Consider the following 25,572-nt stretch of genomic DNA (forward strand, 5'->3'; position numbering starts at 1 on the left):
CGCCTTCGTGCTTTCTATAAGGAAGAAAACCTCAGCTCAAGCTTTGGCCGCCACCACCATTTTTTTCGCGTGAGCCAGAGACTCCTTGGTCAAGTCGATGCCTCCAAGCATCCGCGCCACTTCTTCCACACGCTCTGATTTGTTCAACTTGGACACGGCCGTATGAGTCGCATCACTGCCTCGAACCTTGTGTACAAACAAATGCTGATGACCCTGGGCGGCCACTTGCGGCAAGTGGGTCACGGTTAGCACTTGGCCGCGATCCCCAAGCCGACGCAACAGTTGACCAACAATCTCTGCGGTCGGCCCGCCGATCCCCACGTCCACTTCGTCGAACACCAGCGTCGGTACGCGTGAGGTTTGGGCCGTGATGACCTGGATCGCCAGGCTGATGCGTGACAACTCACCACCCGATGCCACTTTTGCCAGTGCCTTGAGCGGTTGCCCTGGGTTGGCGCTGACCAGCAGTTCCACCTGCTCCAGGCCATGGGGCTGCAGTTCGTTGTTGGCATTGGCGCGAAGCTCGATCACGAAGCGGCCGCCCGGCATGCCCAATCGCTGGATCTCTTGTTCCACTGCGCCGGCCAGGCGGGTAGATGCCTGCTGGCGAAGCTCGCTCAGCTCCTTTGCCTTTTCCTTATAATGCCGGGCGAACGAAGCGAGTTCCTCGCCCAGTCGCTCAATGGATTCATCATTGGCGTTCAGAGTCTCGATTTCATCCATCAGTTTCTGTTGCATCGCGGCCACTTCGGTCGGCTGGATGCGATGTTTGCGCGCCAGGGTATAGATAGTGTCCAGGCGTTCTTCGATTTGCTGCAGGCGTGCAGGGTCGGCATCGAAGTGGTCGAGGAAGCGGTTGAGTTCGCCCACGGCCTCCTCTACCTGGATCTGCGCACTGGTGAGCAGGGTAGTGGCTTCGTTTAGCGAGCCGGATGCGTTGTTGACGCTGGAAAGCCGATTGAGGCTCGCCGTGAGTGCGTTCAGTACGTTGCCAGAATCACTTTCGCTGCATTGCTCTACCACCTGGCGGCATATGCCCAGCAGGGTTTCGGCGTTGGTGAGGTTCTTGTGTTCCTGTTCCAGCTGTTCCAGTTCGCTTTCGCCAAGACTCAGGCTTTCCAGTTCTTCGAGCTGATAGCTGAGCAACTGATGGCGAGCACGCTGCTCGTCGCCGGAATTGGAAAGGCGCTCCAGCTCCTGACGGGTCTGGCGCCAGCGTTGAGCGGCCAGTTGGACCTGGCGCGCCAGCTCGGTGGCGCCTGCGTATTCGTCGAGCAGCCGGCGGTGGGTATCGGTTTTCAGCAGCGACTGATGTTCATGCTGACTGTGGATATCGATCAGCAATTCACCCAGGGCCTTCAAGTCGCCGAGGGGGCAGGGCGTGCCATTGATATAGCCGCGCGAACGCCCTTCGGCCGTGATGACCCTGCGCAAAATGCAGGGGCCTTCATGGTTCAGGTCGCGTTCGGCCAGCCAGGTTTCTGCCTCGGGGATGTCCGCCAGGTCGAAGGTCGCCAATATGTCGGCCTTGTCTGCGCCGGGGCGCACCACGCCACTGTCGGCACGGTCGCCGAGCGTCAGGCCCAGGGCGTCGAGCATGATCGACTTGCCGGCGCCGGTTTCGCCTGTGATTACGCTCATCCCGCGATCCAGTTCAAGATCCAGGTGTTCAACGATGGCGTAGTTGTGTACGGACAGGTGCACGAGCATGACGGCCGCTCCCAGGCTTTAGGTCTGGTTATTTATACAGTGTTTTATTCAGGGCTGACAATCCTCCTGCTTAGCTCGATTTGCTTGGTCAATCGTTTTTTTTAGCGCAATGGAGAATGAATGCGCAGGACGTGCGCGTGAGTGCACGAAAGACTTTTGGTAACGACCGCGCTCTTGAACCTGAAAATTGTGGCCCCATATACCGGAACAGAAGCGCGAGTTGAGTTCGCGCATGATTTTGAAAGGAGAAATCTATGGCTGACGAACAGACGCAGGATACGCAAGCGCCAGACGCCAATTCGGCTGTCGGCGATGAACTGGCGACTCGTGTGCAAGTGCTCGAAGAGCAATTGGTCGCCGCGCAGGACCAGTCTCTGCGTGTTGCCGCCGACCTGCAGAACGTCCGCCGCCGCGCCGAGCAGGATGTGGAAAAGGCTCATAAATTTGCGCTGGAAAAATTCGCCAACGACCTGCTGCCGATCATCGACAGCCTGGAGCGTGGGCTTGAATTGTCCAATCCGGACGACGAAAACATCCGCCCGATGCGCGAAGGTATCGAACTGACCCTGAAAATGTTCCAGGACACCCTGAAGCGTTATCAGTTGGAAGCCATCGATCCGCAAGGCGGCGAGCCGTTCAACGCCGAGCATCACCAGGCCATGGCCATGCAGGAAAGCCACGACCTGGAGCCTAACAGCGTATTGAAGGTGTTCCAGAAGGGTTACCAACTTAACGGTCGCTTGCTGCGCCCGGCAATGGTGGTGGTTAGCAAGGCGCCTGCACCGGCTGCACCTTCTATTGATGAGCAGGCTTGAAATCCGCCGCAAGGCCCCCATTTATAAGTCAAGCGTTTAAGTGCTACCGCAGATAGCCACCACTGCTGCGGCATCCAAATTCAAGTTTCGGGAGAGTAAATCATGGGCAAAATTATCGGTATCGACCTGGGGACCACCAACTCCTGCGTCTCCGTGCTGGAAAACGGCGTAGCTAAAGTTATCGAGAACGCCGAAGGCGCGCGTACCACGCCGTCGATCATCGCTTACGCCAACGATGGCGAAATTCTGGTGGGTCAGTCGGCCAAGCGTCAGGCTGTGACCAACCCGCACAACACCCTGTACGCGGTCAAGCGCCTGATCGGTCGCAAGTTCGACGAAGAAGTCGTACAGAAAGACATCAAGATGGTGCCGTACAAAATTGCCAAGGCTGACAATGGTGACGCCTGGGTTGAAGTAAACGGCCAGAAAATGTCGCCGCCGCAAATCTCGGCTGAAATCTTGAAGAAGATGAAGAAGACTGCCGAAGATTACCTGGGCGAAACAGTGACCGAAGCGGTGATCACCGTTCCGGCCTACTTCAACGACAGCCAGCGTCAGGCGACCAAAGATGCCGGCCGCATCGCGGGTCTTGACGTTAAACGTATCATCAACGAACCCACCGCAGCTGCTTTGGCTTACGGCATGGACAAGGCCAAGGGCGACCATACCGTGATCGTTTACGACCTGGGTGGCGGTACGTTCGACGTTTCCGTGATTGAGATTGCCGAAGTTGACGGCGAGCACCAGTTCGAAGTGTTGGCCACCAACGGCGACACCTTCCTGGGTGGTGAAGACTTTGACATTCGTCTGATCGACTACCTCGTCGACGAATTCAAGAAAGAAAGCGGTATGAACCTCAAAGGTGACCCGCTGGCCATGCAGCGCCTGAAAGAGGCTGCCGAGAAAGCCAAGATCGAGTTGTCTTCTTCGCAGTCGACCGATGTGAACCTGCCGTACATCACTGCAGACGCTACCGGTCCAAAGCACTTGAACGTGAAAATCTCGCGCTCCAAGCTCGAAGCGCTGGTTGAAGACCTGGTTCAGCGCACCATCGAACCTTGCCGCATCGCGCTGAAAGACTCCGGCATCGATGTGGGCGCGATCAACGACGTCATCCTCGTCGGCGGTCAGACCCGTATGCCGCTGGTGCAGAAGCTGGTGACCGAGTTCTTCGGCAAGGAAGCACGTAAGGACGTGAACCCGGACGAAGCAGTGGCCATGGGTGCTGCCATCCAGGGCGCGGTATTGGCAGGTGACGTTAAAGACGTATTGCTGCTGGACGTCAGCCCACTGACCCTGGGTATCGAAACCATGGGCGGCGTGATGACCGCGCTGATCGAGAAAAACACCACGATTCCTACCAAGAAATCCCAGGTGTTCTCGACTGCCGATGACAACCAGGGCGCCGTGACCATTCACGTGCTGCAAGGTGAGCGTAAGCAGGCTGCGCAGAACAAGTCCCTGGGCAAGTTCGACCTGGCCGAGATTCCACCAGCACCACGTGGCGTGCCGCAAATCGAAGTGACCTTCGACATCGACGCCAACGGTATCTTGCACGTTGGCGCGAAAGACAAGGCCACCGGCAAAGAGCAGAAGATCACCATCAAGGCCAACTCCGGTCTTTCTGATGAAGAAATTCAACAGATGATTCGTGATGCTGAAACCAACGCCGAAGCGGACAAGAAGTTTGAAGAGCTGGCCGGTGCCCGTAACCAGGGTGACGCGCTGGTTCACTCGACTCGCAAAATGATCGCTGACGCTGGCGACAAAGTGACTGCTGAAGAGAAGGCCGCGATCGAAGCTGCCGTGGTTGCCCTGGAAGCTGCCGTTAAAGGCGACGACAAGGCTGCGATCGAAGCGAAGGTCGAGGAGCTGTCGAAAGTCTCCGCGCCGGTTGCTCAGAAAATGTACGCCGAGCAAGGTCAGCCAGCCGAAGGCGCTGCGCAGCAGGCAGAGCCTGAAGCCAAGCACGATGACGTGGTTGATGCCGAGTTCGAAGAAGTCAAAGACCAGAAGTAATAGGTCGCCCGGTTGACCGCTTTCCAGCGGTGACTGGTAGGATGTCGCCGCGCGGGAGCTTGCTCCCGCGTTGGCGTGTCTGGGGTATGCGAATTTTTACAGCATGCGACAGCGTTCGGATGCTGGCGGTGTGATCGGGAATGCTCCTGCTTTCCGAGCAATAAATACCGCGCTTTTGGCCGGTTGCCTGGCTAAAAAGCAGTAACGACCAGGATCGTTGAATTGACGTGAGTTGGGTCCGGGCCTGTATTGGGGCTCAACGAGTTTGGCGAGGCTCAGGAGGGTCTGGCCGAACGTCCTTAAGAGTGCAAAGACTTATGGCAAAGCGTGACTATTACGAAGTGTTGGGTGTGGAGCGTGGCTCCAGCGAGGCGGACCTGAAAAAGGCCTACCGTCGCCTGGCGATGAAGCATCACCCGGACCGTAATCCGGACAGCAAGGAATCCGAAGAGATGTTCAAGGAGGCCAACGAGGCCTATGAATGTCTGTCGGACCCTAACAAGCGTGCAGCGTACGACCAGTACGGTCATGCCGGCGTCGACCCGAGCATGGGCGGCGGCGGTGCCGGCTTTGGTGGGCAGAATTTCTCCGATATTTTCGGTGATGTATTCAGCGACTTCTTTGGCGGTGGCCGGGGTGGTCAGCGCGGTGGCGCCCAGCGTGGCAGCGACTTGCGCTACACCCTTGAGCTGAACCTTGAGGAAGCCGTGCGCGGTACCAGCGTCAATATCCGTGTGCCGACGCTGGTCAACTGCAAGCCGTGCGATGGTTCGGGTGCCAAGAAGGGCTCCTCGCCGATTACCTGTCCGACCTGTGGCGGCATTGGCCAGGTGCGCATGCAGCAGGGTTTCTTCTCGGTGCAGCAGACCTGCCCGCGTTGCCATGGTCAGGGCAAGATCATTTCCGATCCGTGCGATTCCTGCCATGGCGAAGGGCGTGTCGAAGAGTACAAGACCCTTTCCGTGAAAGTGCCGGCCGGTGTGGATACCGGTGACCGCATTCGTCTGTCAGGCGAAGGCGAGGCGGGTGCCCAGGGTGGGCCTACGGGCGACCTGTATGTGGTGATCAGCGTGCGTGAGCACTCGATCTTCCAGCGTGATGGCAAGCACCTGTTTTGTGAAGTGCCGATCAGCTTTGTGGACGCTGCGTTGGGTGGCGAGTTGGAAATTCCGACGCTCGATGGTCGCGTGAAACTCAAGATCCCGGAAGGCACCCAGACCGGCAAGCAGTTCCGTATTCGTGGCAAAGGCGTTGCGCCGGTGCGCGGTGGCGGTGCGGGTGACCTGATGTGCCGTGTTGCGGTAGAAACTCCGGTCAATCTGGGCCGTCGCCAGCGTGAGCTGTTGGAAGAGTTCCGCAGCTCGCTGGAGGGCGACGACTCCCACTCGCCGAAGACCACGGGTTTCTTCGATGGTGTGAAGCGCTTTTTCGGCGATCTGTAAGGAATGAGTATGCGACGTATAGCCGTGATGGGCGCTGCCGGGCGCATGGGCAAGACGTTGGTCGAGGCGGTGCAGCAGCGCTCGCCGGCATCGGGGCTGACTGCGGCGATTGTGCGTCCGGGCAGTACGCTGATCGGCGCGGACGCCGGTGAGCTGGCCTCGCTGGGGCGCATCGGTGTGTCGCTGTCCGGCAACCTGGAGCAGGTGGCTGAAGAGTTCGACGTACTGATCGACTTTACGCTGCCGGATGTGATGCTGAAAAACCTGGCGTTCTGCCGCAGGGCGGGCAAGGCCATGGTGATTGGCACCACGGGCCTCAGCGCCGAGCAGAAGCAGTTGCTGGTGGAGGCGGGCAGGGATATTCCGGTGGTCTTCGCGGCCAATTTCAGCGTGGGCGTGAACCTGTCGCTTAAGTTGCTGGATCTGGCGGCGCGCGTGCTGGGTGATGAGGCGGATATCGAGATCATCGAAACCCATCATCGTCACAAGATCGACGCGCCATCGGGTACTGCGTTGCGCATGGGTGAGGCGATTGCCGATGCCTTGGGTCGTGACTTGTCGAAGGTCGCGGTCTATGGGCGTGAAGGCCATACCGGCGCGCGCGCGCGTGACACGATTGGTTTCGCCACCGTTCGTGGTGGGGATGTGGTAGGTGATCACACCGTGTTGTTCGCCACCGAAGGTGAGCGGCTGGAGATCACGCACAAAGCCTCCAGTCGTATGACGTTTGCCAAGGGCGCCGTACGTGCTGCGCTCTGGCTGGAGGGTCGTGAGCCTGGCCTTTACGACATGCGCGACGTGCTGGACCTGCACTGAGCCGTAGCCAAAAAAGGGGCTCGGGACTATTCCTGGGCTCCGTTTTACCCGCTAAGCGACGCCCTGTCGCATTCTCCTGCCTTCAAGGCTTATTAGCGGTGGACCCAAAAAGCCTTTTTCTGTAACCTACAGCTTTAGTGTGTTCACTAAAAGCGCGCAGAATAATTCAGTGAAGAAGCGGGGTGACGTGTCCATACGTCACTCCGCTTTTTTACAACCTGCGATCGCCCTTTCAGGCTTTATTTACGGGAGGTCTTCTTGACTAAGCCAGCCATACTCGCCCTTGCTGATGGCAGCATTTTTCGCGGCGAAGCCATTGGAGCCGACGGTCAGACCGTTGGAGAGGTAGTGTTTAACACTGCCATGACCGGCTATCAGGAAATCCTTACCGATCCTTCCTACGCCCAACAGATCGTTACTCTGACCTATCCGCACATCGGCAACACCGGTACCACACCGGAAGACGTCGAGTCTGATCGTGTCTGGTCGGCCGGTCTGGTCATTCGTGACCTGCCGCTGGTAGCGAGCAACTGGCGTAACACGATGTCGCTGTCCGATTACCTGAAAGCCAACAATGTTGTGGCAATCGCCGGTATCGATACGCGCCGCCTCACGCGCATCCTGCGTGAAAAAGGCTCGCAGAACGGCTGCATCATGGTCGGTGACAATATTTCCGAAGAGGCGGCGATTGCCGCAGCCCAGGGCTTCCCAGGCCTCAAAGGCATGGACCTGGCAAAAGTCGTCAGCGTCAAAGAGAAGTACGAGTGGCGCTCCACGGTCTGGGACTTGAAGACCGACAGCCACGCGACCATCGACGCCGCCGAGCTGCCTTATCACGTAGTCGCTTACGACTACGGCGTGAAGTACAACATCCTGCGCATGCTGGTCGAGCGTGGCTGCCGCGTGACGGTGGTGCCGGCGCAAACCCCGGCCAGCGACGTGCTGGCCCTGCAACCGGACGGCGTGTTCCTGTCCAACGGTCCGGGCGACCCCGAGCCTTGCGACTACGCGATCCAGGCCATCAAGGATGTGCTGGAAACCGAGATTCCGGTGTTCGGCATCTGCCTGGGCCACCAGCTGCTGGCCCTGGCCTCCGGCGCCAAGACCCTGAAAATGGGTCACGGTCATCACGGTGCCAACCACCCGGTGCAAGACCTGGACACTGGCATTGTGATGATCACCAGCCAGAACCACGGTTTTGCGGTGGATGAGGCGACGTTGCCGAGCAACGTGCGCGCAATTCACAAGTCGCTGTTCGACGGTTCCCTGCAAGGCATCGAGCGCACTGACAAGAGCGCGTTCAGCTTCCAGGGCCACCCTGAAGCGAGCCCGGGCCCGAACGACGTAGCGCCGCTGTTCGATCGTTTCATCAATGAAATGGCCAAGCGACGCTGACTGAGCGGCCAGCGGGCGGCCCCGACTGTCGGTGGCCCCCGCAGGCATTCAAGATTGTTCAAGACGGCTTGCCGACTGACCTGCGGATTTGAGTGACAAACCCATGCCAAAACGTACAGACATAAAAAGCATCCTGATTCTTGGCGCCGGCCCGATCGTGATCGGCCAGGCCTGCGAATTCGACTACTCCGGCGCCCAGGCCTGCAAGGCACTGCGCGAAGAGGGCTACCGCGTCATCCTGGTGAACTCCAACCCGGCCACCATCATGACCGATCCGGACATGGCCGACGCTACCTACATCGAGCCGATCAAATGGCAGACCGTTGCCAAGATCATCGAGAAAGAGCGTCCGGACGCACTGCTGCCGACCATGGGTGGCCAGACCGCTCTGAACTGCGCTCTGGACCTGGAGCGCGAAGGCGTTCTGGAGAAATTCGGCGTAGAGATGATCGGCGCAAACGCCGACACCATCGACAAGGCTGAAGACCGTTCGCGTTTCGACAAGGCCATGAAATCCATCGGTCTGGACTGCCCGCGCTCCGGTATCGCCCACAGCATGGAAGAGGCCAACGCGGTTCTCGAAAAGCTGGGCTTCCCGTGCATCATCCGTCCGTCGTTCACCATGGGCGGCACCGGTGGCGGTATTGCTTACAACCGCGAAGAGTTCGAAGAAATCTGCGCCCGTGGCCTGGACCTGTCGCCAACCAAAGAGCTGCTGATCGACGAATCCCTGATCGGCTGGAAAGAGTACGAGATGGAGGTTGTCCGCGACAAAAAGGACAACTGCATCATCGTCTGCTCCATCGAAAACTTCGACCCGATGGGCGTGCACACCGGTGACTCGATCACCGTTGCGCCGGCACAGACCCTGACGGACAAGGAATACCAGATCATGCGTAACGCCTCTTTGGCGGTATTGCGTGAAATCGGCGTTGAAACCGGCGGTTCCAACGTTCAGTTCGGCATCTGCCCGGACACCGGTCGCATGGTCGTGATCGAGATGAACCCTCGCGTATCGCGCTCTTCAGCGTTGGCCTCGAAAGCGACCGGCTTCCCGATTGCGCGCATCGCTGCCAAGCTGGCTATCGGTTACACCCTGGACGAGCTGCAAAACGAAATCACGGGCGGCGCGACGCCGGCGTCTTTCGAGCCATCCATCGACTACGTTGTGACCAAGCTGCCGCGCTTTGCTTTCGAGAAGTTCGCCAAGGCCGACGCGCGCCTGACTACCCAGATGAAGTCCGTGGGTGAAGTTATGGCCATCGGCCGGACCTTCCAGGAATCCCTGCAGAAAGCCCTGCGTGGCCTGGAAGTCGGCGTGTGTGGTCTGGACGAGAAGCTCGACCTGAGCAACCCGGAAAGCATGAGCGTTCTCAAGCGCGAGCTGACCGTGCCAGGCGCCGAGCGCATCTGGTACGTGGCGGACGCATTCCGCGCCGGCTTGTCGGTCGAAGACATCTTCGGCATGAACATGATCGATCCATGGTTCCTGGTGCAGATCGAAGATCTGATCAAGGAAGAAGAGAAGGTCAAGACCCTCGGTCTGTCGTCTATCGACCGCGACCTGATGTTCCGCCTCAAGCGCAAAGGCTTTTCCGACCAGCGCCTGGCCAAGCTGCTGGGTGTGACCGAGAAAAACCTGCGCACTCATCGTCACAAGCTGGACATTTTCCCGGTCTACAAGCGCGTTGACACCTGCGCCGCCGAGTTCGCCACCGACACCGCCTACATGTACTCCACCTATGAGGAGGAGTGCGAAGCCGCGCCGTCGGGTCGCGACAAGATCATGATTCTGGGTGGCGGCCCCAACCGTATCGGTCAGGGCATCGAGTTCGACTACTGCTGCGTGCACGCTGCTCTCGCCCTGCGCGAAGACGGGTACGAGACCATCATGGTCAACTGCAACCCGGAAACTGTTTCCACCGACTACGACACCTCCGATCGCCTGTACTTCGAGCCGGTGACCCTGGAAGACGTGCTGGAAATCTGCCGCGTCGAGAAGCCAAAGGGCGTGATCGTCCAGTACGGCGGCCAAACCCCGCTGAAACTGGCGCGTGCCCTTGAAGCCGCCGGCGTGCCGATCATCGGTACCAGCCCGGATGCCATCGACCGTGCCGAAGACCGTGAGCGCTTCCAGCAAATGGTTGAGCGCCTGAACCTGCGTCAACCACCAAACGCCACCGTGCGCAGCGAAGACGAAGCTATCCGTGCCGCCAGCAAGATCGGCTACCCGCTGGTGGTGCGTCCGTCCTACGTGCTGGGCGGTCGTGCGATGGAAATCGTCTACGAAGAAGAAGAACTCAAGCGTTACCTGCGTGATGCGGTGAAGGTGTCCAACGACAGTCCGGTGCTGCTCGACCACTTCCTCAACTGCGCCATCGAGATGGACGTGGATGCGGTGTGCGACGGCACTGACGTGGTAATCGGCGCAATCATGCAGCACATCGAACAGGCGGGCGTTCACTCCGGTGACTCCGCGTGCTCGCTGCCGCCTTACTCGCTGCCGGCGCACATCCAGGACGAGATGCGCGAGCAGGTCAAGAAAATGGCCCTGGAGTTGGGCGTGGTCGGCCTGATGAACGTGCAGTTGGCGCTGCAAGGCGAAGACATCTACGTCATCGAAGTCAACCCGCGCGCCTCGCGTACCGTGCCGTTTGTTTCCAAGTGCATCGGTGTTTCCCTGGCGATGATTGCCGCCCGTGTGATGGCCGGTAAGACCTTGAAGGAAATCGGCTTCACCAAGGAAATTATTCCGAACTTCTACAGTGTGAAAGAGGCGGTTTTCCCCTTCGCCAAGTTCCCTGGCGTGGACCCGATCCTGGGCCCAGAGATGAAGTCCACCGGTGAAGTGATGGGCGTGGGCGACACCTTTGGCGAAGCCTTCGCCAAGGCCCAGATGGGCGCCAGCGAAGTGCTGCCGACTGGCGGAACTGCGTTCATCAGCGTGCGTGATGACGACAAGCCACTGGTTGCAGGGGTTGCCCGTGATCTGATCAACTTGGGCTTCGAAGTCGTGGCTACCGCCGGGACCGCCAAGCTGATCGAAGCTGCCGGCCTGAAAGTACGTCGCGTGAACAAGGTGACGGAAGGCCGTCCGCACGTGGTCGACATGATCAAGAACGACGAAGTTACGTTGATCATCAACACCACCGAAGGTCGCCAGTCGATCGCGGATTCCTACTCCATTCGTCGTAATGCCTTGCAGCACAAGATTTACTGCACCACCACCATTGCTGCTGGCGAAGCCATCTGCGAAGCGCTCAAGTTCGGTCCAGAAAAGACCGTGCGTCGCTTGCAGGATCTACACGCAGGATTGAAGGCATGACCAAATACCCAATGACCGTCCAGGGCTTCAAGGCCCTGGAAGAGGAGCACGCCCACCTGACCAAGGTCGTACGTCCAAAGCTGAGCCAGGACATCGGTACGGCCCGCGAGCTGGGTGACCTGAAGGAAAACGCTGAATACCATGCCGCTCGCGAGCAGCAAGGCATGGTCGAGGCGCGTATTCGCGACATCGAGGGTCGCCTGCAGAATTCGGTGGTCATTGATGTGACGACGATTCCGAAGACCGGCAAGGTGATTTTCGGCACGACCGTGGAAATCGCCAACGTCGAGACTGACGAAAGCGTGGTCTACCACATCGTCGGCGAGGACGAAGCTGACTTCAAGCTCGGCAAGATCTCCGTGGGTTCACCGCTGGCCCGCGCCTTGATCGCCAAGGAAGAGGGTGATGTAGTGGCGGTGAAGACGCCCGGTGGCGTGATCGAGTACGAGATTGTTGAAGTTCGTCACGTCTGAAGCGCCGCGCCCGCTGCGTGCGGGCGCCATGCTTTGGCAACTGGCCCAGATGCTGTGGGTCGGAGGCCTGTGGTTATTGCACATTGGCGTGTTGCCGGCATTGGGTCTGATTGGCCTGGCGCCGATGCTGATTGATGAGATTGATGGGTTATTGAGTGCGCTGCTGGTAGGTTTTGCGGCCGCATGCGTGACGCTCCAGGCACTGGTGCTGGTTACAGCCGAGGGTATTGGGAGTTTGTTGCGGGATATTCGCGGGCAACTATTGCTGATGGCGTTGTATGCCTGTGCAATGTTTTGCGCGGTGCATATCTGGCTGCCGGAAGCGTTGCGCTGGCAGCTGTTCAGCTATCTTGTGTTAGGGTTTTCCGGTCTGGTGCTGGTGATGCAGCCGGCGCCGGGGTGGAGTGGCGGGGCGCGCGAGGCACGCCCTTGACCCTTTTCATTACTTGAAGCGATGAACGTTCGACAGTTGCTTGTTGACGCTGAAGTTCTTGCGATACAGCAGCGCCATCTTGCCGATGACCTGGACCAGGTCTGCCTTGCCGGCCTTGCACAGTTCTGCAATGGCCGCCAGGCGCGCTTCGCGATCAAGGATGTTGACCTTGATCTTGATCAGTTCGTGATCGCCCAATGCGCGTTCAAGTTCGGCTAAGACACCTTCAGTCAAACCGTTGTCAGCCACAATCAAAACTGGTTTCAGATGGTGGCCAATGGATTTGTACTGTTTCTTCTGCTCTTGAGTGAGCGGCATAATCTGACCCCTGCGTCTGATCTTGTAAAAAGCGGCGGCCAGTTTACCCGAGCGAGTCCGGGACCGCCCAGTTAATCACGACCCGTTTTATTTTCGAGGTGGCCCGTGGCCCGTTCCAAAACTAGCCTTAAGTGGCTGCAAGAGCATTTCAACGATCCTTACGTCAAAAAGGCGCAGAAGGACGGCTACCGTTCTCGGGCCAGCTACAAATTGCTGGAGATCCAGGACAAGGACAAATTGATTCGTCCAGGCATGAGCGTCATTGACCTGGGCGCGGCACCGGGTGGTTGGTCTCAGGTGACCAGTCGTCTGATTGGTGGGCAAGGCCGTTTGATCGCTTCCGACATCCTTGAGATGGACAGCATCCCCGATGTGACCTTTGTACACGGCGACTTTACCCAGGATTCGGTCCTGGCCGAGATTCTGGAAGCCGTGGGAAATTCTCAGGTGGACCTTGTGATTTCCGACATGGCCCCCAATATGAGTGGGTTACCGGCTGTAGATATGCCGCGCGCCATGTTCCTCTGTGAACTGGCGCTGGATCTGGCAGGTCGGGTGTTGCGCCCAGGTGGTGATTTTCTGGTGAAGGTCTTCCAGGGCGAAGGGTTTGACGAGTACCACAAGAACATCCGCAAGCTGTTCGACAAGGTGCAGACGCGCAAGCCGGACTCTTCGCGAGACAGGTCCCGTGAACAGTATCTGCTGTGCCGCGGGTTTCGCGGAGTAGAGGGTGCGGCAAGCGAAGAGCGATTCTGATGTGTTCGAGCAGGGCGATAGGTTTTTTTAAATCGCTTTCGTAATGAAGCTTTACGAATATTGTGCAGTCAAAGTTTCACAAAGGGTTACAGACGGCGTCTGCAAGAGTTGTAGGTAATGTAGTAAGTTAGGCCGGTGAATATCATGCGAAGCGCGCGCCAGCAGCGGAGCTTGCTTCAGAGGGTAGTTAATTGAACGATATGGCAAAGAATCTGATCCTGTGGTTGATCATTGCGGCTGTCCTGGTGACGGTGATGAACAACTTCTCCAGCCCTAACGAGCCGCAGACCCTCAACTATTCCGACTTCATCCAGCAGGTCAAGGATGGCAAGGTCGAGCGCGTAGCGGTTGATGGCTACGTGATTACCGGTAAGCGCAGCGATGGTGACAGCTTCAAGACCATCCGTCCGGCAATCCAGGACAATGGCCTGATTGGCGATCTGGTGGATAACCACGTGGTGGTTGAGGGCAAGCAACCTGAGCAGCAGAGCATCTGGACTCAGCTCTTGGTCGCGAGCTTCCCGATCCTGGTGATTATTGCAGTGTTCATGTTCTTCATGCGCCAGATGCAAGGCGGTGCGGGAGGCAAGGGCGGGCCAATGAGTTTCGGCAAGAGCAAGGCGCGCCTGCTCTCAGAAGATCAGGTGAAGACCACATTGGCGGACGTTGCGGGTTGCGACGAGGCCAAGGAAGAAGTGGGCGAACTGGTTGAGTTCCTGCGCGATCCTGGCAAGTTCCAGCGCCTTGGCGGCCGTATTCCTCGCGGTGTGCTGATGGTTGGTCCTCCGGGTACTGGTAAAACCTTGCTGGCCAAGGCGATTGCCGGTGAAGCCAAGGTGCCTTTCTTTACGATTTCCGGCTCTGACTTCGTCGAGATGTTTGTCGGCGTCGGCGCCAGCCGTGTTCGTGACATGTTCGAACAGGCCAAGAAACACGCCCCGTGCATCATCTTTATCGATGAAATCGACGCCGTTGGTCGCCATCGTGGTGCTGGCATGGGCGGTGGTCATGACGAACGTGAGCAGACCCTCAACCAGTTGCTGGTAGAGATGGACGGCTTCGAAATGAATGATGGCATCATTGTCATCGCGGCTACCAACCGGCCGGACGTACTGGACCCTGCGCTGCTGCGTCCAGGTCGTTTCGACCGTCAGGTGGTGGTCGGCTTGCCGGACATCCGTGGTCGCGAGCAGATCCTCAAAGTACACATGCGCAAAGTGCCAATGGGCGACGACGTGGCTCCTGCCGTGATTGCCCGTGGCACGCCAGGCTTCTCCGGTGCCGACTTGGCCAACCTGGTGAACGAGGCGTCGCTGTTTGCCGCTCGTACCGGCAAGCGCATCGTTGAAATGAAAGAGTTCGAGCTGGCAAAAGACAAGATCATGATGGGCGCCGAGCGCAAATCCATGGTCATGTCCGAGAAAGAAAAGCAGAACACCGCTTATCACGAAGCGGGTCACGCCATTGTCGGTCGCGTTGTGCCTGAGCACGACCCGGTTTACAAGGTGTCGATCATTCCTCGTGGTCGGGCACTGGGTGTCACCATGTTCCTGCCGGAAGAGGATCGCTACAGCCTCTCCAAGCGCGCGCTGATCAGTCAGATCTGCTCGCTGTATGGTGGCCGGATTGCCGAAGAGATGACCCTGGGCTTCGACGGTGTGACCACCGGTGCCTCCAACGACATCATGCGCGCCAGCCAGATTGCGCGGAACATGGTGACCAAATGGGGGCTGTCGGAAAAGCTGGGTCCGTTGATGTATGCCGAGGAAGAAGGTGAAGTGTTCCTGGGTCGTGGTGGTGGCGGTCAAAGTGCCAGCTTCTCCGGTGAAACTGCCAAGCTGATCGATTCTGAAGTACGCAGTATCATCGACCAGTGCTATGGCACGGCCAAGCAGATCCTGACTGACAATCGCGACAAGCTGGACGCAATGGCTGACGCGCTGATGAAGTACGAGACCATTGATGCTGATCAGATAGATGACATTATGGCCGGTCGTACTCCACGTGAGCCGCGCGACTGGGAAGGTGGTTCGGGCACTTCGGGCACTCCGCCCGTGGTTCAGAACGAACGTCCTGAAGCCCCGATTGGCGGTCCTGCAGCTGACCACTAAGGTTTGAAATGACTTCTGCGTTGTCCTCCACCCGGTTGCCTTGCGGCAATCGGGTTCTTGATTTGGCCCATACACATGTTATGGGCATTCTCAATGTAACCCCCGATTCTTTCTCTGATGGTGGCCGCTTTAGTCATCTGGATGCAGCCTTGCGTCATGCAGAGGCCATGGTGTCGGCTGGCGCCACCTTGATTGATGTAGGTGGTGAGTCGACCCGGCCGGGCGCGCGCGTGGTCTCCCCCCTGGAGGAGTTGGAGCGGGTGGCGCCGATTGTCGAGCGCATCGCTCGCGAGCTGGACGTGATCATTTCGGTGGATACATCGACGCCCGCTGTAATGCGCGAGACCGCGCGGTTGGGCGCCGGCCTGATCAATGATGTGCGTGCGCTGAGGCGTGATGGCGCTCTGGATGCTGCTGCGGCGACCGGTCTGCCTGTCTGTCTGATGCATATGCTGGGCGAGCCCGGCAATATGCAGGACAATCCTCATTACGATGATCTGGTGGGCGAGGTAAGTGGCTTTCTCGCTGGGCGCATGGCGCAGTGTGCCGCTGCAGGCATTGCGCCTGAAAAGATCATTCTTGATCCGGGTTTTGGCTTCGCCAAGACGCTGCAGCATAATTTGAGCCTGTTCAAACATATGGAAGTCCTGCATGCGCTTGGTCGACCGCTGCTGGTCGGGGTTTCACGAAAAAGCATGATAGGGCTGGCCTTGAATCGCCCGGTAGGTGAGCGTTTGTATGGCGGCCTTGCATTGGCCGCGCTTGCTGTAGCCAAAGGTGCGCGCATTCTGCGAGTGCATGATGTTGCCGAGACTGTTGATGTGGTGCGCATGATTGCCGCTGTAGAATCAGCCGAATAAGAATGATGGAGCACTTATGACTAAAAAATACTTTGGCACCGACGGTATCCGTGGTCGGGTCGGCGAATTTCCGATTACCCCTGATTTCATGCTCAAGCTGGGTTGGGCGGCAGGTATGGCGTTCCGCAGCATGGGCGCGTGCCGCATCCTGGTAGGCAAGGACACACGCATTTCAGGCTACATGTTCGAGTCCGCCCTGGAGGCAGGTCTATCCGCTGCCGGTGCCGACGTGATGTTACTGGGCCCAATGCCTACGCCTGCCATTGCGTACCTGACGCGTACCTTTCACGCTGAAGCCGGTATCGTGATCAGTGCTTCGCACAACCCGCATGATGACAACGGCATCAAGTTTTTCTCGGGGCAGGGCACAAAGTTGCCGGACGAGATCGAGTTGATGATCGAAGAATTGCTGGACGCGCCTATGACGGTGGTTGAATCCAGCAAGTTGGGCAAAGTGTCGCGGATCAACGACGCGTCCGGTCGCTATATCGAGTTCTGCAAAAGCAGTGTGCCAACCAGCACCAGTTTTGCCGGGTTGAAGATTGTGGTTGATTGCGCCCATGGCGCCACCTATAAGGTCGCGCCAAGCGTATTCAAGGAGCTGGGTGCTGACGTGACCGTGCTGTCAGCCCAGCCCAACGGCTTGAACATCAACGACAACTGCGGCTCCACCCACATGGAGCAATTGCAGGCAGCAGTGCTTGCCGAGCACGCCGATCTGGGGATTGCCTTTGACGGTGACGGTGACCGCGTGCTGATGGTGGATCATACGGGCGCCGTGGTGGATGGTGATGACCTGCTGTTCATCATCGCGCGGGACTTGCATGAGCGTAACAAGCTGCAAGGTGGCGTCGTCGGCACACTGATGAGCAACCTCGGGCTTGAGCTCGCGCTGGCTGACCTGGGTATTCCGTTTATCCGTGCCAATGTCGGCGACCGTTATGTGATTGCCGAGCTGCTCGAGCGTAACTGGCTGGTGGGTGGCGAGAACTCAGGGCACGTCGTGTGCTTCCAGCACACCACCACGGGTGATGCAATTATTGCCGCGCTGCAGGTACTGCTGGCCCTGCGTCGCCGCAAGGAGAGTCTGGCGCAGGCGCGTCAGGCCCTGCGCAAGTGTCCGCAGGTATTGCTCAATGTGCGTTTCGCTGGCGGTGAAAACCCAATCGAGCATCCGGCTGTCAAAGAGGCCTGCGAGCGCGTGACACTGGCAATGGAAGGGCGCGGGCGCGTGTTGCTGCGCAAGTCCGGTACAGAGCCTCTGGTGCGCGTCATGGTCGAAGGTGAAGACGAAACACAGGTTCGCGGCCATGCCGAAGACCTGGCAAAACTGGTAACTGAAGTTTGTGCCTGAATTCGGCTTGCCAGTGATGGTGTGGTTGGGTAACATCTGCGCCCACTTTGACCGACGGGGTACAGCATGCGTCGCACGATGGTAGCTGGTAACTGGAAGATGCACGGTACCCGCGCCAGTGTCGCTGAGCTGATCGACGGCCTTCGTGAGTTGGCCCTGCCTGGCGGTGTCGATGTTGCGGTTTTCCCGCCTTTGTTGCATGTCAGCCAAGTGGTTGATGGCTTGAAAGGTACGTCGATTCAGGTCGGCGCGCAGAATTCTGCGGTGGAGCCCGGGCAAGGTGCCTTGACTGGTGAAGTTGCACCTAGTCAGTTGGTTGATGCGGGTTGCGCCTATGTATTGGTTGGGCACTCCGAGCGTCGACAGTTGATGGGCGAAAGCGATCAGATGCTCAATCGCAAGTTCGCAGCGGCACAGGCCAGTGGCTTGATTCCGGTGTTGTGCGTAGGGGAGACCCTTGAGCAGCGCGAGTCTGGCAAGACGATTGAAGTTGTCTCGCGTCAGTTGGATAGCATCATTGACGAGCTGGGTGTTGATGCGTTTGCACGCGCGGTCATTGCTTACGAGCCAGTCTGGGCCATTGGCACCGGGCTGACTGCCACACCGCAACAAGCACAGGATGTGCACGCAGCCATTCGTGCGCAGTTGGCGGAAAAGAATTCTGAAGTCGCACAAGGTGTGCGTCTTCTATACGGCGGCAGCGTGAAGGCGGCCAATGCGGTCGAACTGTTCGGCATGCCGGATATCGATGGGGGGCTCATTGGTGGAGCTTCCCTGAATGCAGATGAGTTCGGTGCGATCTGTCGCGCCGCGGGAAACTGAAAAAATGCTGGAAACAGTCGTAGTCGTTTTTCATCTGTTGGCTGCCCTGGGCGTAGTTGCCCTGGTTTTGCTGCAGCAGGGCAAAGGTGCGGATGCTGGTGCGTCTTTCGGTGCAGGTGCTTCAAATACTGTGTTCGGAAGCCAAGGTTCCTCTACCTTTCTTAGTAAGTTTACTGCTATACTCGCCGCCGGTTTCTTCATAACCAGCTTGGGGTTAGGTTACTTTGCTAAAGAGAAAGCTCATGTGCTGACTCAAGCAGGTTTGCCAAATCCAGCAGTGTTGGAAGTGCCAAAGGCGAAACCGGCTTCTGATGATGTCCCGGTGCTTCAAGAGCAAAAGTCGGCTACTCCAGCGACTGACGTACCTCCAGCTCAAGAGCAGAAGTAAGAAGGGTTGTAAACGCTGTATTGCCGAGGTGGTGGAATTGGTAGACACGCAACCTTGAGGTGGTTGTGCCCATAGGGTGTAGGGGTTCGAGTCCCCTTCTCGGTACCAATTATCAAGAGAGCCCGCTGTTGCGGGCTTTCTTGTAGGTGGAAGGTTACATTGACCCTGTAAGGGATCGGTCGTATACTTCCGCCCCAGCTTTGTCGCGGGGTGGAGCAGTCTGGTAGCTCGTCGGGCTCATAACCCGAAGGTCGTCGGTTCAAATCCGGCCCCCGCAACCAGTTTTAGCGGAGCCCCTTTTAAGGGGCTTTTTGTTAGCTGGACACTTTCAACGCCGCTGTTCGACGGCGTTTCAAGGATGGGCGTTTCGCCCATTTTTTTATTTTGCACAGCATGCACATACATGCACGAGGGGGTTCAGGTGTCGAGCAAGCTAGAAGAGTTGCAGGCCTTGCTGGCCCCGGTGGTCGTGGCCCTAGGCTATGAATGCTGGGGTATTGAGTTCTCGGCTCAAGGTCGCCACTCAATGTTGCGCGTTTATATCGATAAAGAGGGCGGCGTGCTGGTGGACGATTGTGCCATTGTCAGCCGACAGATCAGCGGTGTGCTGGATGTTGAAGATCCGATTTCCGTTGAATACACCCTCGAAGTTTCCTCGCCAGGCATGGAACGCCCACTGTTCACTATTGATCAGTTTGCAAAATTTGCCGGTGAACAAGTGAAGATCAAGCTGCGCTCTCCCTTTGAAGGGCGACGCAACTTTCAGGGCCTTCTGCGCGGTGTAGAAGAACAGGATGTCGTGGTGCAGGTAGAAGACCATGAGTTCCTGTTGCCGATCGATATGATCGACAAGGCCAACATTATTCCCAGTTTTGACTGAGACGCGGATCCCGCGGATCCAATGGCTTGCGAAAGGCGAGGCGTACGATGAGCAAAGAAGTACTGCTGGTTGTTGAGTCGGTATCCAATGAAAAGGGTGTACCGGCAAACGTGATTTTTGAAGCGCTGGAGCTGGCCCTGGCCACTGCTACCAAAAAGCGTTTTGAAGACGAAGTTGATCTGCGTGTGGAAATCAACCGCCACACCGGTGCCTATGAGACGTTCCGTCGCTGGACGGTCGTTGAAGAAGCCGATCTTGATGATCCGGCCATCGAAACCTGGCCGAGCAAGGTTGCCGAAACGCATCCTGGCTCCAATGTAGGTGATGTTGTCGAAGAAAAGATCGAATCGATCGAGTTCGGCCGTATCGCTGCACAGACCGCTAAACAGGTCATCGTGCAGAAGGTTCGCGAAGCCGAGCGCGCTCAAGTCGTTGACGCCTATCGCGAGCGCCTGGGTGAAATCATCTCCGGCACCGTCAAAAAAGTTACCCGCGACAATGTGATCGTCGATCTGGGCAACAACGCCGAAGCGTTGCTGGCTCGCGAAGACATCATTTCTCGCGAAACCTTCCGTGTAGGGGTGCGCTTGCGTGCACTGCTCAAGGAAATTCGCACCGAGAACCGCGGCCCTCAGCTGATCCTGTCGCGTACGGCGCCGGAAATGCTGATCGAGCTGTTCCGCATCGAAGTGCCGGAAATCGCCGAGGGCCTGATCGAGGTTATGGCTGCGTCCCGCGATCCGGGTTCGCGCGCCAAGATCGCGGTCCGTTCCAAGGACAAACGCATCGACCCGCAGGGCGCTTGCATCGGTATGCGCGGTTCGCGTGTACAGGCAGTGTCGGGTGAGTTGGGCGGTGAGCGTGTTGATATCGTGCTGTGGGACGACAACCCGGCTCAGTTTGTCATCAACGCAATGTCGCCGGCTGAAGTGGCGGCAATTATCGTTGACGAGGATGCCCATGCAATGGACATCGCCGTTGGCGCAGACAATCTGGCTCAGGCCATTGGTCGTGGTGGGCAGAACGTGCGTCTGGCCAGCCAACTGACCGGTTGGACCCTGAACGTGATGACCGAATCGGACATCCAGGCTAAGCAGCAAGCTGAAACCGGTGACATCCTGCGAAACTTTATCGAAGAGCTGGAAGTCGATGAAGACCTGGCGCAGGTACTGGTAGATGAAGGCTTCACCAGCCTGGAAGAGATTGCCTACGTACCGTTGGAAGAAATGCTCAACATCGACGGCTTTGACGAAGACACTGTCAACGAGCTTCGCGCTCGGGCCAAGGATCGTTTGTTGACTAAAGCCATCGCTACTGAGGAAAAGCTGGCAGACGCCCATCCGGCCGAAGACCTGCTCTCGCTTGAGGGTATGGACAAGGATTTGGCGATGGAACTGGCGGTGCGCGGCGTAATTACCCGCGAAGACCTGGCCGAGCAGTCTATTGACGATCTGCTCGACATCGACGGCATTGACGAAGATCGTGCCGGCAAGTTGATCATGGCCGCCCGAGCCCATTGGTTCGAGTAACTAGGCGCGGCCTGAGGAGAGAAGTGCATGACGCAAGTCACGGTGAAACAACTGGCCGATGAGGTCAAAACACCGGTAGAGCGCCTGTTGCAGCAGATGCGTGAGGCAGGTCTGCCGCACACCGCCGCCGACGAAGGTGTGAGCGATAGTGAGAAGCAGTCTTTGCTGACTCACTTGAAGAGCAGCCACAAGGCGAAAGTGGAAGAACCGCGCAAGATTACATTGCAGCGCAAAACCACCAGCACCCTGCGTGTTGCGGGTAGCAAGAGCATCAGCGTTGAAGTACGCAAGAAGAAAGTCTTCGTACAGCGCAGCCCGGAAGAAATCGAAGCCGAGCGCAAACGCGATCTGGAAGAACGTCGCGCAGTAGAAAATGCTGCACGTCAGAAGGCTGAAGAAGAAGCCAAGCGTCGCGCCGAAGAAGAAGCGCGTCGCCAGCCTGCTGCTGCGCAACCTGCTGCCACTGATGCGGTTGCTGCACCTGTTGAAGCCGTGCGTGAGGCCGCTCCGGTTGCCGCCGCGCCCGCTCCGGCAGCTGACGCTCGCAAGCGCGACGAACCTCGTCGTCCGGACAAACCACGTGCCGACGATAACAATCGTCGCAGCGGCGGTGGCGATGGCGAGCGCAAAAACGCTCCGCATCGTGCTTCGGTCAAAGAGAAAGCGCCTGCACCGCGCGTTGCCCCCCGTACTACCGACGAAGAAAGCGATGGCTTCCGTCGTGGTGGTCGCGGCAAGGCCAAGCTGAAGAAGCGCAATGCCCACGGTTTCCAGAGCCCAACCGGCCCTGTCGTGCGTGATGTGCAGATCGGCGAGACCATCACGGTTGGCGATCTTGCCAATCAGATGTCGGTCAAGGCAGCTGAAATCATCAAGTTCATGTTCAAGCTGGGCACTCCAGCCACCATCAACCAGGTGCTCGATCAGGAAACTGCTCAGCTGGTAGCCGAAGAGCTGGGTCACAAAGTCACCCTGGTCAGCGACACCGCCCTGGAAGATTCCTTGGCCGAGTCGCTGAAGTTTGAAGGTGAGACGTTCTCCCGTGCGCCAGTCGTGACCGTAATGGGCCACGTTGACCATGGTAAAACTTCCCTGCTCGACTACATCCGTCGTGCGAAGGTAGCGGCTGGCGAAGCCGGCGGTATCACCCAGCACATCGGTGCGTACCACGTTGAAACCGAGCGCGGCATGGTCACCTTCCTCGACACCCCGGGTCACGCCGCGTTTACCGCCATGCGTGCCCGTGGTGCCAAGGCGACTGACATCGTGATTCTGGTGGTTGCAGCGGACGACGGCGTGATGCCGCAGACCATTGAAGCGGTCCAGCACGCCAAGGCTGCCGGTGTTCCGCTGGTGGTTGCTGTGAACAAGATCGACAAGCCGGGCGCCGATCTCGATCGCATCCGTAGCGAATTGTCGGTTCACGGCGTGACGTCTGAAGAGTGGGGCGGTGATACGCCATTCGTCTCGGTCTCGGCGAAAGTCGGTACCGGTGTGGACGAGCTGCTCGAAGCGGTCCTGCTGCAAGCTGAAGTACTTGAACTCAAAGCAACCCCATCGGCCCCGGGTCGCGGTGTTGTGGTTGAATCGCGTCTCGACAAGGGCCGTGGCCCGGTTGCGACCGTTCTGGTTCAAGACGGCACCCTGCGTCAGGGCGACATGGTACTGGTCGGTTCGAACTATGGCCGTGTACGTGCCATGCTCGACGAAAACGGCAAGCCCATCAAGGAAGCCGGTCCTTCCATCCCTGTCGAGATCCTCGGCCTGGACGGTACCCCGGACGCTGGCGACGAGATGAGCGTGCTGTCGGACGAGAAGAAAGCCCGTGAAGTGGCTCTGTTCCGTCAAGGCAAGTTCCGCGAAGTCAAACTGGCCCGTGCTCACGCCGGCAAGCTGGAAAACATCTTCGAGAACATGGGCCAGGCAGAGAAGAAGACGCTTAACATCGTCCTCAAATCTGACGTTCGTGGTTCCCTCGAAGCGTTGAACGGCGCCTTGAATGGCCTGGGTAACGACGAAGTGCAAGTGCGCGTTGTCGGTGGCGGTGTCGGTGGTATCACCGAGTCCGACGCCAACCTGGCACTGGCTTCCAACGCTGTACTGTTCGGCTTCAACGTGCGTGCCGATGCTGGCGCTCGCAAGATCGTCGAGCAGGAAGGCCTTGACATGCGTTACTACAACGTCATCTACGACATCATCGAAGACGTCAAGAAAGCCCTTACCGGCATGCTTGGCAGCGACGTTCGGGAGAACATCCTGGGTATCGCCGAGGTGCGTGACGTGTTCCGCTCGCCGAAATTCGGCGCGATCGCCGGCTGCATGGTGGTTGAAGGTACCGTGTACCGTAACCGTCCAATCCGTGTACTGCGTGATGACATCGTTATCTTCGAAGGCGAGCTGGAATCCCTGCGCCGCTTCAAGGACGACGCTGCTGACGTACGTGCCGGCATGGAATGCGGTATCGGCGTCAAGAGCTACAACGACGTCAAGGTTGGCGACAAGATCGAAGTCTTCGAGAAGGTTCAGGTTGCTCGCAGCCTCTGACTCGCGCACTTCAGGAGCCACGCGGCGTGTAGGCATGCAATGCCCCACGCGGCGTCCGGACTCTAAACGCAACGCCCGGTCTGGCTTTTGTCAGGCCGGGCGTTTGCCGCTTTCAGACCCCACGGGTTTCACCGTGTGGCAGTAACAGGTAACAAGACATGGCAAAAGAATATAGCCGTACCCAGCGTATCGGCGATCAGATGCAGCGCGAGCTGGCTCAACTGATCCGTCGCGAAGTCAAAGACCCGCGTGTCGGCCTGGTCACCATTACCGCCGTTGAAGTGAGCCGTGACGTGGGTCACGCCAAGATCTTCATCACCGTAATGGGCCAGGACAACAGCGAAGAAATCGCGCAGAGCATCAAGGTACTCAACTCGGCCGCAGGCTTCCTGCGCATGCAGTTGGCCCGTGAAATGAAGCTGCGCAGCGTGCCCCAGTTGCACTTTCACTACGACGAAAGTGTCGTGCGTGGCGCGCACCTGTCGGCACTGATCGAGCGCGCAGTGGCCGAAGACAGCCAGCACCCGTCCACACCTGAAGACGCCAAGGAGTAAGCGGTGGCTCAGGTCAAACGTATCCGTCGCAACGTCAGCGGCATCATCCTGCTCGACAAGCCCATTGGATTTACCTCCAATGCCGCGTTGCAGAAGGTTCGCTGGCTGCTCAATGCCGAGAAAGCCGGACACACCGGCAGTCTCGATCCCCTGGCCACCGGCGTGTTGCCGTTGTGCTTTGGCGAAGCCACCAAGTTCTCGCAATACCTGCTCGATTCCGACAAGGGTTACGAAACCCTGATGCAATTGGGCAAGACCACCACCACGGCTGACGCCGAAGGTGATGTTTTGCAGGTGCGCGATGTGACCGTTGGTCGTGCTGATATCGAGGCGGCTTTACCCGGTTTTCGTGGGCAAATCAGCCAGATACCGCCGATGTACTCGGCTCTCAAGCGTGATGGCCAACCTCTTTACAAGTTGGCTCGTGCGGGCGAAGTAGTGGAGCGCGAACCGCGTTCTGTTACTATTGCGCGCTTGGAATTGCTCGCCTGTGAAGGCGACACCGCACGCTTGGCCGTGGATTGCAGCAAGGGCACCTATATCCGTACCCTCGTGGAAGATATAGGTGAACAGCTTGGTTGCGGCGCGTACGTAGCAGAACTGCGACGTACCCAGGCAGGGCCCTTCAGCTTGGCTCAGACGGTCACGCTGGAAGAGTTGGAAGCGGTTCACGCCGAAGGCGGCAACGAAGCGGTTGATCGCTTCCTGATGCCATCGGACAGCGGTTTGCTCGATTGGCCGTTGCTGCACTTTTCGGAGCACAGCGCGTTCTACTGGCTCAACGGCCAGCCGGTACGTGCCCCGGATGCCCCGAAGTTCGGCATGGTGCGGGTACAGGATCATAACGGTCGCTTCATCGGTATCGGTGAAGTGAGCGAAGACGGGCGCATAGCGCCGCGTCGACTGATTCGGTCAGAATGACCGAACGAGGGTGGCTGTTAATAGGCACGGTCACTTCTCATTTTTAGATACAGGGATTTGTCCCTGGCCTATTGAGATCACCCCTTGGGTGGTTTCCTGAAAAAAGG

21 protein-coding genes and 2 tRNA genes are annotated in these 25,572 nt (G+C 58.2%); 21 read left to right on the forward strand and 2 right to left on the reverse strand.

Annotation, left to right across the window (positions count from 1 at the left end; genetic code table 11):
* Positions 1-36: 36 nt before the first annotated feature.
* Positions 37-1,710 carry a DNA repair protein RecN gene (gene recN / locus TU75_RS24130; protein WP_060550383.1) on the reverse strand — a complete coding sequence of 558 codons (1,674 nt, stop codon included), beginning with the start codon at positions 1,708-1,710 and terminating at the stop codon, positions 37-39.
* Between the two features lie 254 nt (positions 1,711-1,964).
* Between recN and grpE the strand changes: the two genes are divergently transcribed.
* From grpE to TU75_RS24170, 8 genes are all read left to right on the forward strand, one after another.
* On the forward strand, positions 1,965-2,525 hold the full coding sequence (gene grpE, locus TU75_RS24135) for a nucleotide exchange factor GrpE (protein ID WP_003235061.1): 561 nt from the start codon (positions 1,965-1,967) through the stop codon (positions 2,523-2,525).
* Between the two features lie 102 nt (positions 2,526-2,627).
* A complete protein-coding gene (gene dnaK, locus TU75_RS24140; protein ID WP_003235059.1) occupies positions 2,628-4,544 on the forward strand; it encodes a molecular chaperone DnaK in 1,917 nt (638 codons plus the stop codon).
* A 317-nt stretch (positions 4,545-4,861) separates the two neighbouring features.
* On the forward strand, positions 4,862-5,986 hold the full coding sequence (dnaJ, locus tag TU75_RS24145; RefSeq protein WP_003235057.1) for a molecular chaperone DnaJ: 1,125 nt from the start codon (positions 4,862-4,864) through the stop codon (positions 5,984-5,986).
* 9 nt (positions 5,987-5,995) lie between these two features.
* Complete coding sequence (dapB, locus tag TU75_RS24150; protein WP_060550384.1) at positions 5,996-6,802, forward strand: 4-hydroxy-tetrahydrodipicolinate reductase; 807 nt, start codon at positions 5,996-5,998, stop codon at positions 6,800-6,802.
* A 258-nt stretch (positions 6,803-7,060) separates the two neighbouring features.
* On the forward strand, positions 7,061-8,197 hold the full coding sequence (gene carA, locus TU75_RS24155) for a glutamine-hydrolyzing carbamoyl-phosphate synthase small subunit (protein WP_003235052.1): 1,137 nt from the start codon (positions 7,061-7,063) through the stop codon (positions 8,195-8,197).
* A 103-nt stretch (positions 8,198-8,300) separates the two neighbouring features.
* A complete protein-coding gene (carB, locus tag TU75_RS24160; protein WP_003235050.1) occupies positions 8,301-11,522 on the forward strand; it encodes a carbamoyl-phosphate synthase large subunit in 3,222 nt (1,073 codons plus the stop codon).
* Complete coding sequence (gene greA / locus TU75_RS24165; RefSeq protein WP_003235048.1) at positions 11,519-11,995, forward strand: transcription elongation factor GreA; 477 nt, start codon at positions 11,519-11,521, stop codon at positions 11,993-11,995. The genes carB and greA overlap by 4 nt, the downstream gene beginning before the upstream one ends.
* A gap of 28 nt (positions 11,996-12,023) precedes the next feature.
* Positions 12,024-12,428 carry a hypothetical protein gene (locus TU75_RS24170; RefSeq protein ID WP_032870846.1) on the forward strand — a complete coding sequence of 135 codons (405 nt, stop codon included), beginning with the start codon at positions 12,024-12,026 and terminating at the stop codon, positions 12,426-12,428.
* Positions 12,429-12,437: 9 nt separating this feature from the next.
* Here the strand turns inward: TU75_RS24170 and yhbY are convergent, their stop codons facing one another.
* Positions 12,438-12,746, reverse strand: coding sequence for a ribosome assembly RNA-binding protein YhbY (yhbY, locus tag TU75_RS24175; RefSeq protein ID WP_003235044.1), 309 nt, complete (start codon positions 12,744-12,746; stop codon positions 12,438-12,440).
* 105 nt (positions 12,747-12,851) lie between these two features.
* Here yhbY and rlmE point away from each other — a divergent pair, with 105 nt between their 5' ends.
* The 13 genes from rlmE (at position 12,852) to truB (ending at position 25,465) form a co-directional block, all read left to right on the forward strand.
* Positions 12,852-13,502, forward strand: a complete 651-nt coding sequence (rlmE, locus tag TU75_RS24180; protein ID WP_003235041.1) for a 23S rRNA (uridine(2552)-2'-O)-methyltransferase RlmE — start codon at positions 12,852-12,854, stop codon at positions 13,500-13,502.
* Between the two features lie 200 nt (positions 13,503-13,702).
* A complete protein-coding gene (gene ftsH, locus TU75_RS24185) occupies positions 13,703-15,613 on the forward strand; it encodes an ATP-dependent zinc metalloprotease FtsH (RefSeq protein WP_003235039.1) in 1,911 nt (636 codons plus the stop codon).
* Between the two features lie 8 nt (positions 15,614-15,621).
* Positions 15,622-16,473: a dihydropteroate synthase gene (gene folP, locus TU75_RS24190; protein ID WP_003235037.1), complete on the forward strand. Its 852-nt coding sequence runs from the start codon at positions 15,622-15,624 to the stop codon at positions 16,471-16,473.
* Positions 16,474-16,489: 16 nt separating this feature from the next.
* Entirely contained in the window at positions 16,490-17,827 is a 1,338-nt protein-coding gene (gene glmM, locus TU75_RS24195; RefSeq protein WP_003235035.1) for a phosphoglucosamine mutase, read from the forward strand.
* Positions 17,828-17,893: 66 nt separating this feature from the next.
* Entirely contained in the window at positions 17,894-18,649 is a 756-nt protein-coding gene (gene tpiA, locus TU75_RS24200) for a triose-phosphate isomerase (protein WP_060550385.1), read from the forward strand.
* 4 nt (positions 18,650-18,653) lie between these two features.
* The gene (gene secG / locus TU75_RS24205; RefSeq protein ID WP_003235031.1) at positions 18,654-19,037 is read left to right on the forward strand and encodes a preprotein translocase subunit SecG; all 384 of its coding nucleotides are present in this window, start codon (positions 18,654-18,656) and stop codon (positions 19,035-19,037) included.
* Between the two features lie 22 nt (positions 19,038-19,059).
* Positions 19,060-19,145, forward strand: a tRNA-Leu gene (locus TU75_RS24210).
* A 96-nt stretch (positions 19,146-19,241) separates the two neighbouring features.
* A tRNA-Met gene (locus TU75_RS24215) sits at positions 19,242-19,318 on the forward strand.
* A 140-nt stretch (positions 19,319-19,458) separates the two neighbouring features.
* Positions 19,459-19,917 carry a ribosome maturation factor RimP gene (rimP, locus tag TU75_RS24220; RefSeq protein WP_003235029.1) on the forward strand — a complete coding sequence of 153 codons (459 nt, stop codon included), beginning with the start codon at positions 19,459-19,461 and terminating at the stop codon, positions 19,915-19,917.
* 47 nt (positions 19,918-19,964) lie between these two features.
* Positions 19,965-21,446 (forward strand): transcription termination factor NusA, encoded by a 1,482-nt coding sequence (gene nusA / locus TU75_RS24225; RefSeq protein WP_003235027.1) that lies wholly within the window; start codon positions 19,965-19,967, stop codon positions 21,444-21,446.
* 27 nt (positions 21,447-21,473) lie between these two features.
* Positions 21,474-23,990 carry a translation initiation factor IF-2 gene (gene infB / locus TU75_RS24230; protein WP_003235024.1) on the forward strand — a complete coding sequence of 839 codons (2,517 nt, stop codon included), beginning with the start codon at positions 21,474-21,476 and terminating at the stop codon, positions 23,988-23,990.
* A 158-nt stretch (positions 23,991-24,148) separates the two neighbouring features.
* Positions 24,149-24,544: a 30S ribosome-binding factor RbfA gene (rbfA, locus tag TU75_RS24235; protein ID WP_003176137.1), complete on the forward strand. Its 396-nt coding sequence runs from the start codon at positions 24,149-24,151 to the stop codon at positions 24,542-24,544.
* 3 nt (positions 24,545-24,547) lie between these two features.
* Entirely contained in the window at positions 24,548-25,465 is a 918-nt protein-coding gene (gene truB / locus TU75_RS24240; RefSeq protein ID WP_003235022.1) for a tRNA pseudouridine(55) synthase TruB, read from the forward strand.
* The last annotated feature ends 107 nt before the right edge of the window (positions 25,466-25,572 follow it).

It is taken from the genome of Pseudomonas poae, from assembly GCF_001439785.1.
In the GTDB taxonomy this organism is placed as follows: domain Bacteria; phylum Pseudomonadota; class Gammaproteobacteria; order Pseudomonadales; family Pseudomonadaceae; genus Aquipseudomonas; species Aquipseudomonas poae.

Coding starts and splice junctions, on each gene's coding strand:
- recN (WP_060550383.1), bottom strand. CDS start 1,710: ATGCTCGTGCACCTGTCCGTACACAACTACGCCATCGTTGAACACCTG.
- grpE (WP_003235061.1), top strand. CDS start 1,965: ATGGCTGACGAACAGACGCAGGATACGCAAGCGCCAGACGCCAATTCG.
- dnaK (WP_003235059.1), top strand. CDS start 2,628: ATGGGCAAAATTATCGGTATCGACCTGGGGACCACCAACTCCTGCGTC.
- dnaJ (WP_003235057.1), top strand. CDS start 4,862: ATGGCAAAGCGTGACTATTACGAAGTGTTGGGTGTGGAGCGTGGCTCC.
- dapB (WP_060550384.1), top strand. CDS start 5,996: ATGCGACGTATAGCCGTGATGGGCGCTGCCGGGCGCATGGGCAAGACG.
- carB (WP_003235050.1), top strand. CDS start 8,301: ATGCCAAAACGTACAGACATAAAAAGCATCCTGATTCTTGGCGCCGGC.
- greA (WP_003235048.1), top strand. CDS start 11,519: ATGACCAAATACCCAATGACCGTCCAGGGCTTCAAGGCCCTGGAAGAG.
- TU75_RS24170 (WP_032870846.1), top strand. CDS start 12,024: ATGCTTTGGCAACTGGCCCAGATGCTGTGGGTCGGAGGCCTGTGGTTA.
- yhbY (WP_003235044.1), bottom strand. CDS start 12,746: ATGCCGCTCACTCAAGAGCAGAAGAAACAGTACAAATCCATTGGCCAC.
- ftsH (WP_003235039.1), top strand. CDS start 13,703: ATGGCAAAGAATCTGATCCTGTGGTTGATCATTGCGGCTGTCCTGGTG.
- folP (WP_003235037.1), top strand. CDS start 15,622: ATGACTTCTGCGTTGTCCTCCACCCGGTTGCCTTGCGGCAATCGGGTT.
- glmM (WP_003235035.1), top strand. CDS start 16,490: ATGACTAAAAAATACTTTGGCACCGACGGTATCCGTGGTCGGGTCGGC.
- tpiA (WP_060550385.1), top strand. CDS start 17,894: ATGCGTCGCACGATGGTAGCTGGTAACTGGAAGATGCACGGTACCCGC.
- secG (WP_003235031.1), top strand. CDS start 18,654: ATGCTGGAAACAGTCGTAGTCGTTTTTCATCTGTTGGCTGCCCTGGGC.
- nusA (WP_003235027.1), top strand. CDS start 19,965: ATGAGCAAAGAAGTACTGCTGGTTGTTGAGTCGGTATCCAATGAAAAG.
- infB (WP_003235024.1), top strand. CDS start 21,474: ATGACGCAAGTCACGGTGAAACAACTGGCCGATGAGGTCAAAACACCG.
- rbfA (WP_003176137.1), top strand. CDS start 24,149: ATGGCAAAAGAATATAGCCGTACCCAGCGTATCGGCGATCAGATGCAG.